The organism is Hymenobacter agri, from assembly GCF_054778495.1.
The window spans coordinates 1-17,598 of the sequence record NZ_BAAGZM010000027.1; the positions used below are offsets into that span (position 1 = coordinate 1).

General features: G+C 58.5%; 14 protein-coding genes and 2 pseudogenes. 4 read left to right on the forward strand and 12 right to left on the reverse strand.

Annotation, left to right across the window (positions count from 1 at the left end; genetic code table 11):
* From ACYVDE_RS03060 to uvrC, 3 genes and pseudogenes are all read left to right on the forward strand, one after another.
* Positions 1-560: pseudogene (locus ACYVDE_RS03060) on the forward strand (hypothetical protein); the annotation flags it as partial.
* Between the two features lie 84 nt (positions 561-644).
* Positions 645-2,987 carry a penicillin-binding protein 1A gene (locus ACYVDE_RS03065; RefSeq protein ID WP_460500012.1) on the forward strand — a complete coding sequence of 781 codons (2,343 nt, stop codon included), beginning with the start codon at positions 645-647 and terminating at the stop codon, positions 2,985-2,987.
* A 144-nt stretch (positions 2,988-3,131) separates the two neighbouring features.
* On the forward strand, positions 3,132-4,976 hold the full coding sequence (gene uvrC, locus ACYVDE_RS03070) for an excinuclease ABC subunit UvrC (protein ID WP_460500013.1): 1,845 nt from the start codon (positions 3,132-3,134) through the stop codon (positions 4,974-4,976).
* A 97-nt stretch (positions 4,977-5,073) separates the two neighbouring features.
* Here uvrC and porN read toward each other — a convergent pair whose 3' ends face one another.
* The 10 genes from porN to lipB form a co-directional block, all read right to left on the reverse strand.
* On the reverse strand, positions 5,074-6,042 hold the full coding sequence (porN, locus tag ACYVDE_RS03075) for a type IX secretion system ring subunit PorN/GldN (protein WP_460500014.1): 969 nt from the start codon (positions 6,040-6,042) through the stop codon (positions 5,074-5,076).
* A gap of 58 nt (positions 6,043-6,100) precedes the next feature.
* Positions 6,101-7,681 carry a type IX secretion system motor protein PorM/GldM gene (gene porM, locus ACYVDE_RS03080; protein WP_460500015.1) on the reverse strand — a complete coding sequence of 527 codons (1,581 nt, stop codon included), beginning with the start codon at positions 7,679-7,681 and terminating at the stop codon, positions 6,101-6,103.
* A gap of 53 nt (positions 7,682-7,734) precedes the next feature.
* Complete coding sequence (gene porL, locus ACYVDE_RS03085; protein ID WP_460500016.1) at positions 7,735-8,541, reverse strand: type IX secretion system motor protein PorL/GldL; 807 nt, start codon at positions 8,539-8,541, stop codon at positions 7,735-7,737.
* Positions 8,542-8,604: 63 nt separating this feature from the next.
* Positions 8,605-9,624, reverse strand: coding sequence for a T9SS ring complex lipoprotein PorK/GldK (gene porK / locus ACYVDE_RS03090; protein ID WP_460500017.1), 1,020 nt, complete (start codon positions 9,622-9,624; stop codon positions 8,605-8,607).
* Between the two features lie 248 nt (positions 9,625-9,872).
* Entirely contained in the window at positions 9,873-10,868 is a 996-nt protein-coding gene (locus tag ACYVDE_RS03095) for a PorP/SprF family type IX secretion system membrane protein (protein ID WP_460500018.1), read from the reverse strand.
* 182 nt (positions 10,869-11,050) lie between these two features.
* Complete coding sequence (locus ACYVDE_RS03100) at positions 11,051-11,881, reverse strand: uroporphyrinogen-III synthase (protein ID WP_460500019.1); 831 nt, start codon at positions 11,879-11,881, stop codon at positions 11,051-11,053.
* Between the two features lie 78 nt (positions 11,882-11,959).
* Positions 11,960-13,156 (reverse strand): DUF4271 domain-containing protein, encoded by a 1,197-nt coding sequence (locus ACYVDE_RS03105; protein ID WP_460500020.1) that lies wholly within the window; start codon positions 13,154-13,156, stop codon positions 11,960-11,962.
* Between the two features lie 11 nt (positions 13,157-13,167).
* Entirely contained in the window at positions 13,168-14,232 is a 1,065-nt protein-coding gene (locus ACYVDE_RS03110) for an MraY family glycosyltransferase (RefSeq protein ID WP_460500021.1), read from the reverse strand.
* A 71-nt stretch (positions 14,233-14,303) separates the two neighbouring features.
* Positions 14,304-14,723: a hypothetical protein gene (locus ACYVDE_RS03115; protein ID WP_460500022.1), complete on the reverse strand. Its 420-nt coding sequence runs from the start codon at positions 14,721-14,723 to the stop codon at positions 14,304-14,306.
* Positions 14,724-14,770: 47 nt separating this feature from the next.
* On the reverse strand, positions 14,771-15,586 hold the full coding sequence (gene lipB / locus ACYVDE_RS03120; RefSeq protein ID WP_460500023.1) for a lipoyl(octanoyl) transferase LipB: 816 nt from the start codon (positions 15,584-15,586) through the stop codon (positions 14,771-14,773).
* A 134-nt stretch (positions 15,587-15,720) separates the two neighbouring features.
* Here lipB and ACYVDE_RS03125 point away from each other — a divergent pair, with 134 nt between their 5' ends.
* On the forward strand, positions 15,721-16,080 hold the full coding sequence (locus ACYVDE_RS03125) for a YraN family protein (protein ID WP_460500024.1): 360 nt from the start codon (positions 15,721-15,723) through the stop codon (positions 16,078-16,080).
* A gap of 9 nt (positions 16,081-16,089) precedes the next feature.
* Here the strand turns inward: ACYVDE_RS03125 and ACYVDE_RS03130 are convergent, their stop codons facing one another.
* On the reverse strand, positions 16,090-17,136 hold the full coding sequence (locus ACYVDE_RS03130; RefSeq protein WP_460500025.1) for a toxin-antitoxin system YwqK family antitoxin: 1,047 nt from the start codon (positions 17,134-17,136) through the stop codon (positions 16,090-16,092).
* A 153-nt stretch (positions 17,137-17,289) separates the two neighbouring features.
* Positions 17,290-17,598 (reverse strand): annotated as a pseudogene (locus tag ACYVDE_RS03135) (hypothetical protein); the annotation flags it as partial.

Below are 17,598 nucleotides of genomic sequence, written 5' to 3' on the forward strand. Positions count from 1 at the left end.
CTACCGCGCCGGCCGCCCCAGTGCGTAAGGGCCGCCCGACCCGCAAGCAGCTGGCCGATGAGGCTGCTGCCAAAGCTGCCGCCGCGAAAGCCGCTGCTGGGGCTAGCCCGACTGCAACGCCCCCTGTGCCGGGCGCCAGTACAACAGCAGCCCCCACAGTGGGGGCCAGCACGGCATCTTCGGCCCCGGCTACTGCTTACACCACGCAGCTGAATGGCCCGCACGCGGTAGTGCTGGTGTTCCCGAAGGACTCCCCGGCCGCCAATGGCCTAGTGGTTCAGCTGACAGCGTACAACAACCGCTTCTTCAAAACCAGCAACCTGACTGTGGAAGCATTTACCTTGGGCCCTGACAAGGAAATGGTGCGCGTGCTACCGTTGCCGGGTGCCAAAGTGGCCCAGAGCTACGCCACCAAGCTGCGCGGGCCGCAGTCGCCGCTGGCCAAGCTGCGCGGCGCGGGCTACCAAACGCTTGTAATTACGCCCGAGAACCTGACGCTGCTGCAGGAAAGCGGCGATTTGGCGGGGTATTTGAGCTTCTACCAGCGTGCCTACAAATAGCCGTTTGTCGTTCTGATTCTTGCTTAAAGCCTCCGGCGCGGCCGGGGGCTTTATTTTTGCTGCCTAATACCGTATTTGCCCGCTATGCCCAGTCCTCCTCCTGTTCGTCGTTCCAAGCCGCAGCTTCCTCTGAAATCGGCCCGGCCCGGCCGTTTCACGGCGTTTGTGCGCACCATGTGGGTGCTATTCGGCGCGGGCGTGCTGGGGCTGGGGCTGTTTGTGTTGGCCGTGAGCGGCAACTTCCTGAACCTGTTCGGGCGCATGCCCAACCTGAAAAGCCTGGAGAACCCGCGCTCCGAGCTGGCGTCAGAAATTTATTCGGCCGATGGCGTGCTGCTGGGCAAGTACTTCCGCGAAAACCGCACGCCCGTTGAGTTTAAGGACCTGCCCCGCAACCTCACCGATGCCCTCATTGCCACCGAAGACGTGCGCTTCGAGCAGCACTCGGGCATCGATGCCAAGAGCGTGCTGCGGGCCGTGACGGGCGTGCTCACCTTCTCGCACAACGGCGGCGGCTCCACGCTCACGCAGCAGGTAGCCAAAGTGCTGTTCCGTACCCGTGCCGACCTCAACGACGGCACCCTCAACGGCAGTGGCAAGCTTGGTTTGCTCATCACCAAGACGAAGGAATGGATTCTGGCCATCCGGCTGGAGCGCAACTATACGAAGCGCGAAATCATCCGCATGTACCTGAACACCGTGGAATTTGGTTCTAACTCGTTCGGCATCAACACGGCGGCCAAAACGTTCTTCAACAAGAAGCCCAAAGAGCTGACCACGCCCGAGGCCGCCACGCTGGTGGGCATCGTGAACGCGCCCGGCCGCTTCAGCCCCGTGGTGCACCCCGACCGCTCGCGCAAGCGCCGCAACTGGGTGCTGCGCCAGATGGCCAAATCCAACTTCATCACCCCCACCGAGCTGGCCCAGGACACGGCCAAGGCCATTGTGCTGCACTACTCCGTGGAGAACCCTAGCAAGGGCTTGGCGCCCTACTTCCGGGCCGAGGTGGTGAAGTCGCTCATCAGCTGGGCCAAGGAAACCGACCACGACCTGTACGCCGACGGCCTGAAAATCTACACCACCATCGACTCGCGCATGCAGCAGTACGCTGAGAAGTCGCTGGCCGAGCACATGACGCTGCAGCAGAAGTGGTTTTCGGCCCACTGGAAAGGCCAGTTGCCCTGGCGCGACGAGAACGGCAAGGTCATTCCCAACTTCCTGGTGAACGCCATGCGACGCACCCAGCGCTACAAGTCGCTGATGGCGCAGTACGACGGCAACCGCGACTCGGTGAACTACTACCTGCACAAGAAGTATAAAATGCCGGTGTTCACCTGGCAGGGCGAGAAGGAGTTGCTCATGTCGCCCTACGACTCGCTGGAGTACTACAAGCGCTACCTGCAGGCCGGGTTCATGGCCATGAACCCGCTGAACGGCCAGGTGAAAGCATGGGTGGGCGGCCCCAACTACAAGTTTTTCAAGTTCGACCACGTGAAGCAGGGCAAGCGCCAGCCCGGCTCCACGTTCAAGCCCATTGTGTACACCGCGGCTATCGACCAGGGCTACTCGCCCTGCTTCCCACGCCCCGACGTGGCCACCACCTTCCCTGCCGTGGCCGGCCGCGCCCCCTACACGCCGCACAACTTCGAGGGCGGCTTCTCGGGCCGCACCTTCACGCTGCGCCAGGCCCTGGCCCGCTCCATGAACTCCATCACCGCCTGGCTGGTGATGAAGCTTGGCCCCGAAACCATTGCTACCTACGCCAAGCGCCTCGGCATCACCTCGCCCGTCGATGCGGTGCCTTCGATGGGCTTTGGTACCTCCGACTGCAGCATCTACGAGCTGTGCGGCGTGTATTCCACCTTCGTGAACAAGGGTATTCATACCGAGCCCATCATGGTTACCCGCATCGAGGACAAGAATGGCAACGTGCTGCGCGAATTCGTGCCCCAGACCCGCGAAGTCCTCAGCGAAGAAGTAGCCTACCTGATGACCTACATGCTGCAGGCCAGCACCACCGAACCCGGCGGCACCAGCACTATCCTGCACACCGGCTTCAAGTTTCCGTTCGAAATCGGGGCCAAAACCGGCACTACCAGCAACTACTCCGACGCCTGGTTCATGGGCATTACCCCCGACTTGGTGTGCGGCATGTGGGTGGGCGGCGAAGACCGCAGCATCCACTTTCGCACTGGCACCTACGGCCAGGGCGCCCGCGAGGCGCTGCCGCTCTACGGCCTCTTCATGCAGAAGGTGTACAAGGACAAGAGCATCGGCATCAACACCGACCCCTTCCCCAAGCCGGCTGCCCCGCTCAGCATCGAAATCGACTGCTCGAAATACTACGGCGGCACCCGCGACACCATTCCCGCCGACCAGAAAATGCAGGTACCCGACGCCGGCGACCTCGACGACAAGGACATTTAAGCCGCGCTGCAAGCTGTTCGATTTGCCTTTTTTCGAAAATGACCGGCGACTTTTGCCGGTCATTTTTTGTTATTTCCGTACGCTGAATTCCCGGCTTTTCTGTGCCGGGCGCTCTACTTCCGTTGTCTGTCCAAATCTGCGCTCATGGCCGCCAAACCCGAACTGCAAGCCCAAATCAACGCCCTGCCCCACAAGCCCGGCGTGTACAAGTATTTCGACGATGAGGGCATCATCTACGTGGGCAAGGCCATCGACCTGCGCAAGCGCGTGAGCAGCTACTTCACCAAGCAGGACCACAACAAGAAAACCCAGCAGCTCGTCCGCAACATCAAGCGCCTGGAGTTTACCATTGTGGATAGCGAATCCGACGCCTTTCTGCTCGAAAACAACCTCATCAAGCAACACCAGCCCAAGTACAACATCCTGCTCAAGGACGGCAAAACCTACCCCTATATCTGCCTCACCAACGAGCGGTTCCCGCGCCTCATCCCCACCCGCAACAAGATTAACGACGGCTCGCGCTACTACGGCCCCTATGCTAACGGCACCGCCCTCAATGTGCTGCTCGAACTCATCCGCGCCCTATACCCCCTGCGCACCTGCAACTACAACCTGAGCGTGGCCAACGTGGAGGCCGGTAAGTTCAAGCCTTGCCTCGAGCTGCAAATCGGCAATTGCAACGCCCCCTGCATCGCTCGCGAAGATGAAACCACCTACAACGGTTACATCCAGCAAATCCGCAATATCCTCAACGGCGACTTGCGCATTCCCAAGCAGTATTTCCGCGAGCGCATGACGGCTGCCGCTCAGGATATGCAGTATGAGCTGGCCCACGCTTTCAAGATGAAGCTGGATAAGCTGGAAGCCTTCCAGGCCAAGAGCACCATCGTCAACGCCGCCCTCACCAACATCGACGTGTTTGCCATCGCCAGCAACGAAAAGTCGGGCTTTATTACCTACCTCAAGGTGATGAACGGCAGCATCATTCTCACGCAGTCGCTCGAAGTCACCAAAAAGCTGGACGAGGACGACGCCGAGATTCTCGCCCCGCTCATCATGCAGCTCCGCCAGGAGTTTGAGAGCGAGTCGAAGGAAATCCTTACCAACGTCCCCGTCGACCTGCCGCTGCCCGGCACCACGCTCACCGTGCCGCAAATCGGCGACAAGCGCAAGCTGCTCGAACTGGCTATCAAAAACGTGCTCTACGCCCGCAAGGAAAAGGAGAGCATGAACGAGAAGAGCAAGGACGTGAACGAGGTGCGCATCATGGAAACCATCAAAAAAGACCTGCGCCTCACCGAACTCCCCAAGCATATCGAATGCTTCGACAACTCCAACTTCCAGGGCGACAACCCGGTGGCCGCCATGGTCTGCTTTCGCAACGCCAAGCCCAGCAAGAAAGACTACCGCCACTACCACATCAAAACCGTCGTCGGCCCCAACGACTTCGACAGCATGTACGAAGTCGTCACCCGCCGCTACCGCCGCTTGGTCGATGAGGGCGCCAGCCTTCCACAGCTCGTCATTGTCGACGGCGGCAAGGGCCAGCTCAGCATGGCCGTCAAAGCCCTGAAAGACCTTAATCTCTGGGGCCAGATTCCCGTTATCGGCATTGCCAAGCGCCTCGAAGAAATCTACGTTCCCAACGACCCGCTCCCCATCTACATCGACAAGCGCAGTGAGTCGCTGCGTCTATTCCAGCGCATGCGCGACGAAGTGCACCGCTTCGGCATCACCTTCCACCGCTCGCGCCGCGACGCTGGCACGCTCAAAACCGAGCTCACTGACGTCAAAGGCCTCGGTCCCGTTACCGCCGACAAGCTCCTCAACAAGTTTAAGTCCGTCAAGAAGATTCGCGAGCTCACCGAAACCGAGCTCATCGCCGAAGTAGGCAAGGCCAAAGCCCGCATTCTGCAGGCCTACTTCGCTGAGAACGAAGCTCCCGCTCACCCCATGCCCCCCCGCCAGCTCCCCACTGCTCAGCCATAAGCGCTAAAAGCAAAAGCCCCTCGCATCACTGCGAGGGGCTTTTGCTTTTAGCGAATTGAACCACAAACAAGTCGTTCAATCCATCAAAATTTGCGGTCTAGAAAGACCAGAGATTGTACTCGTACTCAATCAGGTCAGCCGAAGTCTGCTGAGCGGCTAGGATGCCCTGCTGCGCGCCACCGTAGATGTCGTCCAGACGGCTGTCGCCAGCGTTCGACACCTTGGTGATATACGAGTTGAACAGCCACAGCTCGAAAGCATCAGCCAAGTTCTTGTGCTGCGCGTCGTTTTCGGCGTTGAACCAGATGGCATTTTGCGGGTTAGCGCGGAACACCTTCACGAGGTCGCTGTACTTGAACGTGCCAATCGGCTTCTCAATACCCGAGGTGTTCGAGGCCAGCGTCGAAGGCACTAGCAGCGTAATGGATTTAATGTCGTGATACATCCGCGACCGTTTCTTGTCGAAAATCATATCCTCCTTAATTTCCATCTCATACAAGTCCTTCGGGCGGTACTCGTTGCCCACCGGCTTCGGTGCCGCAGCTACCGTAGCAGCTGCCGGCGCGTTCACCATAATGACCTTACCTTTTTTGTCCTTCATCACCTTACCGGTAACGGGGTCCGTCTTAGGCACTTTCTTGGTAGCCGCCTTTTTGGGCGCCGGAGCACCCCAGCCATCATCCGAACCCGATTCCGGTTTAAAGCCAGCCGCGATTTCGTCGGCGCTCAGCTTGTCCACGGCGTCCACGTACGAGCTGTTGCCCTGCACTTCGGCGGCCGTGTAAGTCGAGGTCAGCGAATCGTTCTTGTAAGCCTGCAGCTCACCACGCTTCACCGCGTCCAGAATCACGCGGCTGATTTCCTTGCCTTCCGAGAACATCGGCTTATTCTGCTTCTCGCGCAGGTCGACCTGGCGCCAGATGCTCTTGCGGAACATCTGGTCGGATAGCGGAATAGGACGGTGCGAGCCAGTGCTGCTGGCCGTAGTGGCCTGCTCCTGGGCCGAAGCCGTGAGCGAGAGCGAGAAGCCTGCGGCAATGGCCGCCAACGTGTGCAAAGATTTCATAACGGGCAAAAGCAAATTAACTGTCGGATAGTTCGCTAACGTGGCCAGGCCACAGATATTATAGCAGCGGAATGTTGAAAGTACGGCTCATGTTCACGGCCTCCACGTTGCCCTGGAAGTTCTGACGCTGCACGTCTTTCACTTCCACGTACAGACGGTCACCTTCGCGGTAGGCATTCACCACATCGCTCAGGTCAGCCGTCGGGCCGCTGATGGTTTTGGTGCCGATGGCGGGGCGCTTGCCACGCACCAGCGTTACCTCGTAGCGCGACACGCGGAACTTGGCATCATCGGGCAGGAAGGTGGCGAAGCCAGCATCCGGAATAGCGCGTAGGCTGAACGAACGGATGGCAGTGCCAGGAGTACCCTGCTTGTCGTTCACGGGGCGGCCGCCAGCGTAAGCCTCAATCGAAGGCTTGGGGATGGGGCGCACCTGGAACGTCTGCGAGCCGATGGCGTTACCGCCGCTGCTAACATTCAGGGTTACTTCTTTCGAGTTCGGAATCAGCGTTACATCGCCCACTTTCGCGCCTTGGATAGCCGAAGCACCCGAAGCCGAGAAGCTGGGCTTGTACTGAGCACCGAGGGCCGGCACCGATACGTTCAGCTTGTTGCCGCACTTGAAGTAAAGGGCCTGCACCGAAGCCGACTGAATCTGCATCACCGGCTTGGTGATGGTATAAGGCACCTTCACGGTGAAGGTGGTATCGCGGCCGTTCTGGTTGAAGCGAATCGTACCCGTCCACGAAGCCTTGGCATTGCCCGAAGCATCAAACCCACCAGGGCGAGCCGTGAACTCCACTTTGCCGTGGCCATCCGGACCCACCGACAAAGGCGAGCCGTTCAGCGTCATGCGGGGGCTGATGGTCGAGGCCGAAGCCGTCAGGAACAGTTCCGCTTTGTACTTAGTGCCGGCAGCTACCGTGTTCGACTCAGCCGAGGCGAAAGCGCCAATCTTGTCGAATACGATGGTTTTAGCACCTACTTTCTGCGCCAGAGCCGACAGTGCATCAGCTTCGTACTTCAGCACTTCGGTTTCTTTCTGCGAGATGGTGGCCAGGGCAGCTACTACCGGCGTGTTCTCGAAGTTGAGCTCTTCGAAGTTTTTCGACTTCTGAGCTTTCTCCGTCACGCGCGGGTCGTTCTTCGCGTCGATAGCCAGCGGCTGAGCACTGGGCACAAACTGCTTAATATACTCCGAGTACTCGTTCAGCTTCGGCTTCAGGCCGGTGTAAGCCAAGCCGTTGCGCTTGCCACCCAGCATCGTGATAGCCACTTTATCTTCGCCGCTGAGGTTGGTCATTTCCGGACCTTTGTTCTCGGTGGCGACGAGTAGCTTCTGGCGAATGTCGCGCAGATAAGATACCAGCTCCTTCGTCTTGGCACGAATTTCTTCGCTTTGCTTCAGCACGGCCAAGTCGCGCGGCTGGTTGTTGTTCTTCTGAACGGCAGCCTGGATACCTTTTACCGTACCATCGGCACCAACCGAAGTCTTGTCGTTGACACCCAACAGGCTGTCATCGATGAATTTAAATTTCAGCAAAATTGCTGAGTTTACCTGGAGCGCCAGAAGAGCGGTCAGCACGAGGTACATCATGCCAATCATCTTCTGCCGCGGGGTTTCATTTGCACCTGCCATTGTTTGTTTCCGCTAATAAGTGGACGATGAACTAACTACGTTGCCACGCGCGCTTACTGCGCGGGAGCACGCATAGCGTTCAGCATGTTGCCGTACACGCGGTTCAGCGAGGTCAGATTGCCCGTGAGGTCCGAAACCTGCTTCTGGAATTGCTCGGTGTCTTTGCCAGCCTGGGTCATGTTGTCCATGGCTTTGCTGAGGGTACCGTAGAACTGGTTCATCGACTTCAGGTGCGTGTTGGCATCCTGCAGCTCCATTTCGTACACTGCGTTCAGCGCGCCCAGGTTTTTGGTCACGTTCTGCACCTGCATGTGGTACTCTTTGGCGTCCGAAGTAGCGTTCGACATGGCCGAGATAGCATCAACCGTGTTGCCGTAGGCCACGTTGATTTTCTCGAGCGAGTCGGCAGCCGTACGCACCTTCTTGGTGTATTCGTCGGTTACGTTGGCGGCATCGCCCAGCTGCGACAGCTGCGAAGTGGTGGTGCTCAGACGGTTCAGGCCCTGGCCGAGGCTCGAAATGGCTTCGGGGGTAACGTTGGCGTTTTTCAGCATGTCGTCGAGCTTCATCGTCAGGCCTTTGCCGTTGTTGTCGTTCGAGAAGCTGGGGTTGCCGGTCGAGGGGTCGTAGCCTTCGCTCAGCTCAGGGTAAACCAGCGACCAGTCGTGCTCTTTGTGCGCAGGCTGGAAGGCGCTGAGGAAGAAGATAACGGCTTCGGTACCCAGGCCCACGATGAGCATGGTGTCGGCACCGTTCCAGTGTTCGATTTTGAAGAGAGCACCAACAATTACAACTGCTGCACCGATGCCGTAGATTTTGGGCATCAGCGTATCGTAGAGAAAGCTATGTTTAGCTGCCATAATGTTTTTTCGGTTGAGAAGGGGTTGAAAGTAAGGTGTGAGGGGGAGAGTGTTTGTTGGGTGCTAGTTGAGGGAGCTGTTGGTGCCCATGCCGATTTGAATCATCGAGCAGCGGAAACCAATGTAAGAGCGGGCCGAATCCTGGTATTCAAAGTTGCGGGTACCGGTTTCGAGGAAGTAAGCAATGTCTTTCCACGAACCGCCACGTACCACTTTGCGGGGCTCGTTGTCGTCGGGGTTCGTGGGGTTCAAGTCCCACACCACCGGTACCGAAGCCTCCATGTAGGCGTCATCGCACCACTCCGACACGTTGCCGGCCATGTCATACAGGCCGAAATCGTTGGGGAAGAACGAACCTACTTCCGAGGTGTAAGCAAAGCCATCGGAAGCATAGTCGCCACGGCCTGGCTTGAAGTTGGCCAGCATGCAGCCTTTGCTGTTGCGCAGGTACGGGCCACCCCAGGGGTAGGTAGCGAGGTCGCGGCCACCGCGGGCGGCGTACTCCCACTCAGCCTCAGAGGGCAGACGGAAGTTCGGGTCGCTGGCATAGCCGGTTTCTTCGCGGGCAGCGTTGCGGAACTTGGTGCGCCAGTTGCAGAAGTACTTGGCGGCAAACCAGTCTACACCCACTACCGGGTAATCGTCGAAAGCGGGGTGGGTGTAGTAGTACTCCAGCAACGGGTCACCCATGTGGTAGGTGAAGTCGCGCACCCATACGGTGGTGTCGGGGTAGAGCTCGGTCATTACGTACTCTTCGCCCAGCACGTCCAGCGAGTCCTGCTTGATGGCATCGACAAACTGACGGTATTCGTTGTTGGTAATCTCGGTTTCGTCCATGTAGAAGCCGGCGATAGTCACCTGCTTGTTCATGTTCACCATCGACGCAGAAATATCCTGGTCGGTTTGGCCCATGTGAAAAGTACCACCTGGGCAGGGTACCATGCCGTACGGCACTTCCTGCGGATTAAAGATGGGACGGTCTTCAGCCCCAATCAGGTCACCCTGAGGGCCTTTCCCAAATCCGCACCCACCTAATAATGCACCGGAGATAGCAAAAAGGGATACTGCTAAAAGCTTGTTCATGAGAGTTAGAGATTCTGTTTTAATTGCCGATACCGCTAAAGTACATTTAGATGGGCTGGCAAATCTACACTTTTTTAGGACACTGTGCAATAGCCAATCATTCCCAAAACCAACCAATTTTACTAAAAACACGCCGAACAGCGCGAATAACTCGGTTAATCCGAATTGTTGCTTGTAAGCCAGACTAAATTTTATCCTAACCCAATTGGACAATGCCAGTTTTGGGCTAGAATAAAAAAATAGTAAAATTAGAAGCTATAGCGTGGCGTGCGAATGGCCGGGTGCGTGAACAAGCTGGCCTTAGGCAGCCGGTAGGAGAGCATAATTTCGTACGAGCTGAAAGCCCGGGCGGCTTGGTTAACGGTGATGATGTCGAAGGCACCGCCGAGCCGTAATGCGTTGTCTTTGGCGAAACTCACGCCTAACAAGCCCGAAACGGATTCTTGATGCCGATAGTTGGCACCTATCCAATATTTGTCGTCGAGGGTAGCGCGCACGCCGCCTTCGAAGGAATAATTATTGCTATTATCAAATTTCCCTTTATCAGAATAAGAACCCGGTAACACGGCCTTCACCAATACCGAAGGCGTGACTACAACGGACGAAGATGCGTCGATATTGTACCCGGCGGTGAAGTATGCGTGGTTTTCGGCCAGGTACTTACTTGGCGTCCCCTGGTTGCCACTGCTTTTGAAGGTGTAGCCAGCACGGAACAAATTGTTAACACTGAGGCCCGCGTAGAATTTGGGTGCCTCATACCACACCCCGGCGCCGGCGTCGAACTTGCTGTCGGAAGCGTCTTTAGGTACGTTAACGTCATCGGGGTCGATGGCGATGTACGTGCCCTTGCCGAGGTACGTGTAGATGCCCTGAATGCCAATACCGAGCTTGCCTTCGCCGAGCTTGATGTGCTGCGAGTACGAAAGCGCCGCATTGGCCATTTTTGATTGCCCAACCTGGTCGTAGTACACGCTTACGCCAACACCGCCGCCTATAGCAAGAATGGGCAGGGAGGCCGTGACCAGACCGGTGCGCGGTGAGCCATTGCCACCGCCAAAGGTGCCATAGTTGTAGTACTGGTAACGTCCAAGCACGTTAATCTCACCATACCCTTTAATGCCGGCGTAGGCGGGGTTAAGAGACATGCCGTTGAGGCTGTACTGGGTGAACTGCGGCTGTTGCTGGGCCAACGCCGAACCAGCCGTTGCAGAGAGCAACAGCGTGACAAGTAAAGTTCCTTTCATGAATTTGAGGTGCAGAGGGTTAGAAGAAGGAGAAAGCAACCGGAGCGGGGGGTGGGCCGGTTATGAAGAATAGCTTCCAAATGTAACTCAAAAACTCTCTCTAAAAAATTTGCCAAAAAAAAACCGGCCCAGGAATGCCTGGGCCGGTTTTTTTTTGGCAAATTTTCTATTGCCGGGCGCCGCTAGGCACTGGGTTTGGTATTTTTAGGAGTCTCCTTTTCGGGCTCGGATTGGGCGTGCCGACGAATGTATGCCTCGATGGCCCCGGTCATAGACGGGGCATTGGGATGCGGCGCCTCGATATCGAGAATCAGGCCGGCATCGCGGACGGCTTTGGCAGTAGTGGGGCCAAATGCCGCGATGCGCGTGCCCTCCTGCACGAAATCGGGGAAGTTGATGAACAAAGAGCTGATACCCGACGGGCTGAAAAAAGCCAGACAGTCGTATTTCACATCGGACAGGTCGGACAGGTCGCTGGCGACGGTGCGATAGATGACGGCTTCGCTGAATTTGAGATTATTGGCCCGCATGAATACGGGCAGGTCATCTTTGCGAATGTCGGAGCAGGGATAAAGGAATTTCTCGCCTTTATGCTTCTTGATGACGTCGAACAAATCGGCGGCGGTGCGCTCGCCCACGAAGAGCTTGCGCTTGCGCAGCACGATGTACTTCTGCAAGTAGTTAGCAGTCTGCTCTGAAATACAGAAGTATTTCATCTCGGCCGGCATCTCCAGCTTAGCCTCCTGGCAAATGCGGAAGAAGTGGTCGACAGCGTTGCGGCTGGTGAAAATGACGGCCGTGTAATCGAGGATATTGATTTTATCCTTACGAAAGTCCTTATAGGACACGGGTTGCACGTCAATGAACTCCCGGAAATCTACTTTGATACCGTACTTCTCGGCAATGGAGAAATAGGGGGAAACGTCGTTAGCGGGTTTAGGCTGGGTAACCAAGATGCTGGTAATGCGCTTGGCGTGCCGACCCGTGCCCGGCTTATCTGCACTCTCGGCCATACGGGAAAGAAAGGGGGTAACGCTTAGAACAAATAAGGGGCTGAAAAAATGGCTCGGCGAAAGAAGGGCCGAAATCAATCAGTATGCAAAGACAATAAGTTTAAGTATGACCAATAAGGGCAGTACTTCGGTAGCACAAAGGTAGGCAAACAAATGCAAATTCAGCAGCGAGGCCTGCCGATGCAGGGTGCGCGCTACCCGCAATACGGTGCCAACCAGCACAAGACCAATGGCAATGCTGGCTACCCACGCCACCGTATGCGGGAAAGCCCCATTGAGACTCAGGTAGAACAGCAATACCAGGGGCAGAACGAGCCCAACCAGCAAAGTAGTTCGTAGGAATTCGCGGTACTGCACGTCGACTAACGCCTGCAGCCCGAAAATATAGGCCATGAGCGAGAGAAACAGGTATTTGCCGAACACGAAGGCCGTGATAATGGCCGTGTAGAGCATAACACGGCCGACAATAGCCGATTCGGGCACGTTGAAAAACTGTCGTAGCAACGGCAGGTTTTGCAAATCGGTGTGAATGGCCGTGAGCAGCAAGCCGAAGGACAGCGCGAACAAGAGGACCAGCAGCAAATTCAGAAGCGAAAAAGCTGGCTTGACGAGAAACGCCGACTGGTCGCCGCTGACCCCGAACAGCTCTTCAATTTGGAAAATGCGGGCCAGGCCGGGCTGGTAGGTGACACGAATGGCCCCGTAGGACAGCCCTAGTAGCAGCAAAAACACCAGATATACGTTCTGGCCTTGTGGGGCGGGCACGCGGGGCATTGCCGAGTTGGCAGCCCTGAGCAGGCCGGACGCAGTACCAGCGTGCGTGGCCACGCCCGAAAACGATGCCAACGCGGGCGAACCGTCGGGCTGCCACACGGCCAGCAGGTGCCGGCCAGGCGGTAGCTTGGCCGGCAACAGCCGGGCTAAGTCGAGCGAATACGTGGTAGCCGCCCGAGCTGTAAAAACCAGCTGGTTGTCGAGAAACAAGCTGAGCCCGGGTTGGGCTGCGAACGAGATTGGAAACGCCTGGCTCCGGCTCACGCGAACCCATTGGTAATAGGCGTGGGCGGGCTGATGATAGCCGGGCAGGTAAAAAATGAGCCGGTTGCGCCCGGCATCATGAATCATCCAATCGGCCGAAAGGGCGGCAGGTGAGGCGGGCGGCAGCTGCCGGTATTCTGTAGCCTGAGCTTCCTGGCCTAGCCACAGGGCCAAGCACACAGTTAGCCAGCCAAGCAGGCGCAGCACAGGCAGGCGCAAGAGGCGGGCGGCAGGCATGAGGCGAAGCGTTATTGGCCGGCGGCCTGGGCGGCTTGCAGCTGGCGGCGCGTGAGGCGGCTCTGGTACACGCCGAAGAAGATGCTGAGCAGCACGGAGAAGCCTGCTAATGCGCCAATGAGAACGGTATTGCCCAGATAAGCGAAGCGAATCACGAAGAGCGTGACGATGATATTGAGCAGCGCCAGCAGCAGCACGGTGCTGATTTGCTGGAAGCCCATGGCCAGAATGCGGTGGTGAATGTGGTTTTTGTCGGGCGAGAAGGGCGACTTGCCGGCGGCCATGCGCAGCGAGAATACGCGCAGGGTATCGAACAAGGGCACAAACAGGATGCCGACGGCCACCGACGGAGCCGACGAGGCGAAGGGCTGGCCCACGCGCAGGCCCATCTCGATGAACTGAATGGCTAGCACCGACACGATGAAGCCGCAGACAAGCGAGCCGGTGTCGCCCATGAAGATGGGCGCGCGGTGGAAGTTGTAGCGCAGAAAGCCCAGCAGGCCGCCGATGAGGCAGATGGCCACGTAGGCGTAGTTGCCGAAGCTGGCACCGCCGTAGGCGTAGAAGTAGTAGCCAAAGGTGCTGCAGATGATGAGCACGATGGTGCCGGCCAAGCCATCGAGGCCATCGATGAGGTTGATGGCGTTGGTGATGCCCACAATCACGAAGAAGGTGAAGGCGTAGCTGATGCCCACCGGCAGCGTGCCGATGCCCAAGATGCCCTGGAAGCTGGTGAGGCGCACGTCGGCCATTATCATCACAATGCCCGTGGCGAGAAGCTGGCCCACGAATTTCTTCGAGACTGACATGCCTACAAGGTCGTCCTTCAAGCCCACGAAGAACAGGATGATGCAGCCGGCCAGCAGCTCTTTTACTCCGTTTTGCAGGGGCGCGAAGATGGTGAGGGCCGACATGAAGCCCGCGAACACGGCCACCCCGCCTAGGCGCGGCGTGAGCGACTGGTGCACGGTGCGCCCGTTGGGCGTATCGAGCATGTTTTTGAGGTGCGCGATGTAGATGATGGACGGCACGGCAAACAACGATACCAGCAGGGCCCACATCCAGGACAGCGCCATGGGAATATCGAGATGATTCATAGAGGATAGCATATGGGTTGCGCCCAAGGGCGGGACAACACCGAAAAAATTTAGCTGTGTAGCACGCCCACGCGGTCGAGCAGGGGAATGTGGGAGAAGTTGTCGGGCACGATGGAATCGGGCACGAAGATGAATTTCTTATCGAAAACCTGCGCGCCGCGGTAGTAGCTCACCCAATACTGATTATTGAGGTAGAACAGCGAGGGGTCGATGGGCTCGACCGGCACGGCGGTGTGCGGCGGAATTTCCTGAAACAGGTACCGCAGCGTGGAAGTCCGGACCTTCTCTCCATCAGGCTGCTGGCCGTAGCCGTTGGCGTTAATGATGACGTTTTCGAGCGAATAGTCATTCTCATTCAGCAGATACACCTGCCAGATGGGCTGGCCTTCGGCGTTCACGGCTTCATCGGCGGCCAGCACTACGGCAACCGAAACGCCTTCGATGGGGTCGAACGAAATATCTTGCTTCATTATAGCTGTATACGAACTAAACGGAATTCTCAGGATACCGCGGGCCGCTATTCGGGCTGCGGGCTGGGTACGATGGGTAGGGCGCCCGGAGCAGCTTCGGTACCACCCAGCAGCTCCAGCAGGTGCGGCAGCAGGCGCTCCTGAACTTCAGATACGGTGACGGTGGCGGCGGGCCCCAGCTCGCGGGCCAGCGAGGTCACGGCCTTGTCGGTGATACCGCAGGGCACGATATGGCCGAAGTACGACAAATCGGGCGCGACGTTGAGGGCGAAGCCGTGCAGCGTAACCCAGCGACTGCACTTCACGCCGAGGGCGCAGATTTTGCGCGGGTTGGGCGCGCCGTCTTCCCAATCGAGCCACACGCCGGTGAGGCCGGCGATGCGGCCGGCGTTCAGGCCATACTCGGCCAGCGTGCGGATAACGGCTTCCTCCAGCGTGCGCAGGTACCAGTGGATGTCGGGCCGGAAGTTGTCGAGGTCGAGGATGGGATAGCCCACCAGCTGGCCGGGGCCGTGGTAGGTGATGTCGCCGCCGCGGTTGATGCGGTGGAAGCTGGCCTCGTGCGCGGCCAGGGCTTCGTCGTTGAGCAGCAGGTGCTCGGGCTTGCCGCTCTTGCCCAGCGTGTAGGTGTGCGGGTGCTCGCAGAGCAGCAGGTGGTTGGGCGTAGGCAGCGGAGCGACGCCGGTAGCCTCGCCGAGGCGGTTCTGGGTTTTGATGGCCAGCGTGGCGTCCATGAGCGCCTCCTGCAGCTGCCAGGTGGGCACGTACTCGACCAGGCCCAGCCGGTGCACCTGCACGGCGCGGTTGGCCGCCGGGCCGGCCGCCGGCAGCGGAGCCGAAACAGAAGAAGCAGAAGTAACCATAAGCGGCAAAAGCAAATACAGACCGCAAAGGTACGACCGGCCGCAAGCATTGGCCGAAGCTTGCCGAAGCGCGCGCATCGGCCTAGCTTGCAGCCTTTGCCAGTCATTTCCGCGCACCTCTCCCCTGCTCTCCGATGGCACACGCTCCGCACCAGCTCGGCCAGGCCGGCGAAGACGCCGCCGCCGACTACCTGCTGGCCCAAGGCTACCGGGTACTGGCGCGCGGCTATCGCCACGGCCGCGCCGAAGTAGACCTGGTGCTGCAGCTAGGAGCTGATTTATTGGTGTTTGCCGAGGTCAAAACCCGCTCCTCGGGCCAGTTCGGCGAGCCCGAAACCTTCGTGTCGGCGCGGAAGAAGGAGTTATTCCGGCTTGCCGCCACACACCTGCAGGAGGAGCTGGACTGGCGCGGCGACATTCGCTTCGATATTCTGGCCCTCACGCTGCTCAGCTCGGGTTTCCGCATCGAGCATTTCGAAGACGCTTTCTATTAAGCGGCCGCGCTACTTTTTCTTGGGCTGCACTTTGCCCGGGGCTTTGTACACGGGGCGCGGCGTGTAGCCGGGGCGGCGGGTGGCCCCGGGCCGGTCTTCGGCCTCGGGGTCGTTGCGGTGGTCGTAGTTTTTCTCCTTGTCGTACACCAGCACCGCATTGCGGTTGTACTGGCGGATGAGCTCGGGCTCAGTCACCTCGGGGTCGTAGCCCGATTCGCCGTACTGGTACTCGTAGCGACGGCGGGCCCGAAAGCCCCAGTATTTGGTCCAGACGCCCACGCGCTTGCCATTCTCGAACTGGCCGCGCCAGTCGGGCTGGCCGTTCACCAGAAACTTGGCGTAGTCGCCTTCGAGCTTGCCGTTCACGTAGGGCACCACTTCGTTGATGAGCTTGCGGTCTTCGCCGTAGTAGCTTACGTTGGCGTCGCGCGGGAAGCCCATTTCGTAGTGCGTTTTGCTCAGCAGCACGCCGTTTTTATCAAATTTCTCCCAGCGCAGGTGCTTGGTACCGAGGGCGTAGTAGCCGGTTTCAATCACCTTGTTGTCCTGCAGCAGCTTGTAGGGACCGTGCAGAATTTTCAGGTTCGGGTCGAACTCCTCGGTGGCCGCCAGCGGCAGAATCCTGTGCTTCTTGGTATCGTAGAAGTAATGCGCCGGCGCGTAGTCGCTCACGGGCCGCGGGTACTTCAAGTAGTAGAAAATCGCAATTTTCTGGTTGCGTCCCTTCGGCCCGGTCTTCACGTAGGCCCGCTTTATCTTCTCGCCCAGAAACACTTTTTTCTTGGGCTTTTTCGACTTGCGCTGGGCGTCCTTTTCGGTTTCCTTGGCCAGTCGCTCCTGTTCCTTGGTGAGCACCGCCTTGCGGGCCGTGCTCAGCGAGGGCTTGCCGCCGAGCGTGTCGGTGGTGCGCGTGAGCGTGTCGGCGGCCACTACCATCGACGCCTCGGGCGTGCTGTTGAAGGAAACGGTTTTGCGGGTGCAGGCCCACGGCAGCAGCGTGAGCAGCACCAGCAGCGGCCCCGGCACGCGCCGCGACCAAAGACGAGAGGTTGGCATGAAACGCACAGAATATTTTCGGGCCATCAACGCAAATGTAGTGCGCTTTGGTGCCCGGGCTGTGGCAATGGGTGAATGGCAGAATAAGTGAATGGCTGAATGGCTCTAACTGGTTGCTGAATTATGCATTCACCCATTTAGCCATTTGCTCATTCACCCATTGAAAACCGCCCGCGTGGCCAGCTCCAGCTGCTGGCCGGCTACCAGCAGGTGCAGGCGCAGGCCGTGGCCGCTGATGACGGCCCCGTCGGCCAGGCCGGGCAGGTTGTTGTGGCTTACCTCGCTGGCATCGACGACGACGACGGCTTCTTCACCAAACACCTTTGCGGGCTGCCCGGGCTGAATGAGCAGGCCGGTTTCTTCGCTCAGGCCCACGCCCAGCAGCTCGGGCTGGGCCAGCGTGGCGTGCATCAGGCGCGGGTAGCGGCCCCGCTCGGCGAAATGCTGGTCGAGTAGCACGCC

Bases quoted from the DNA above. Each gene is read 5' to 3' on its own strand.
- ACYVDE_RS03065 (WP_460500012.1), top strand. From the start codon at position 645: ATGCCCAGTCCTCCTCCTGTTCGTCGTTCCAAGCCGCAGCTTCCTCTG.
- uvrC (WP_460500013.1), top strand. From the start codon at position 3,132: ATGGCCGCCAAACCCGAACTGCAAGCCCAAATCAACGCCCTGCCCCAC.
- ACYVDE_RS03125 (WP_460500024.1), top strand. From the start codon at position 15,721: ATGGCACACGCTCCGCACCAGCTCGGCCAGGCCGGCGAAGACGCCGCC.
- ACYVDE_RS03095 (WP_460500018.1), bottom strand. From the start codon at position 10,868: ATGAAAGGAACTTTACTTGTCACGCTGTTGCTCTCTGCAACGGCTGGT.
- lipB (WP_460500023.1), bottom strand. From the start codon at position 15,586: ATGGTTACTTCTGCTTCTTCTGTTTCGGCTCCGCTGCCGGCGGCCGGC.
- ACYVDE_RS03130 (WP_460500025.1), bottom strand. From the start codon at position 17,136: ATGCCAACCTCTCGTCTTTGGTCGCGGCGCGTGCCGGGGCCGCTGCTG.
- porK (WP_460500017.1), bottom strand. From the start codon at position 9,624: ATGAACAAGCTTTTAGCAGTATCCCTTTTTGCTATCTCCGGTGCATTA.
- porN (WP_460500014.1), bottom strand. From the start codon at position 6,042: ATGAAATCTTTGCACACGTTGGCGGCCATTGCCGCAGGCTTCTCGCTC.
- porM (WP_460500015.1), bottom strand. From the start codon at position 7,681: ATGGCAGGTGCAAATGAAACCCCGCGGCAGAAGATGATTGGCATGATG.
- ACYVDE_RS03110 (WP_460500021.1), bottom strand. From the start codon at position 14,232: ATGGCGCTGTCCTGGATGTGGGCCCTGCTGGTATCGTTGTTTGCCGTG.
- ACYVDE_RS03100 (WP_460500019.1), bottom strand. From the start codon at position 11,881: ATGGCCGAGAGTGCAGATAAGCCGGGCACGGGTCGGCACGCCAAGCGC.
- ACYVDE_RS03115 (WP_460500022.1), bottom strand. From the start codon at position 14,723: ATGAAGCAAGATATTTCGTTCGACCCCATCGAAGGCGTTTCGGTTGCC.
- porL (WP_460500016.1), bottom strand. From the start codon at position 8,541: ATGGCAGCTAAACATAGCTTTCTCTACGATACGCTGATGCCCAAAATC.
- ACYVDE_RS03105 (WP_460500020.1), bottom strand. From the start codon at position 13,156: ATGCCTGCCGCCCGCCTCTTGCGCCTGCCTGTGCTGCGCCTGCTTGGC.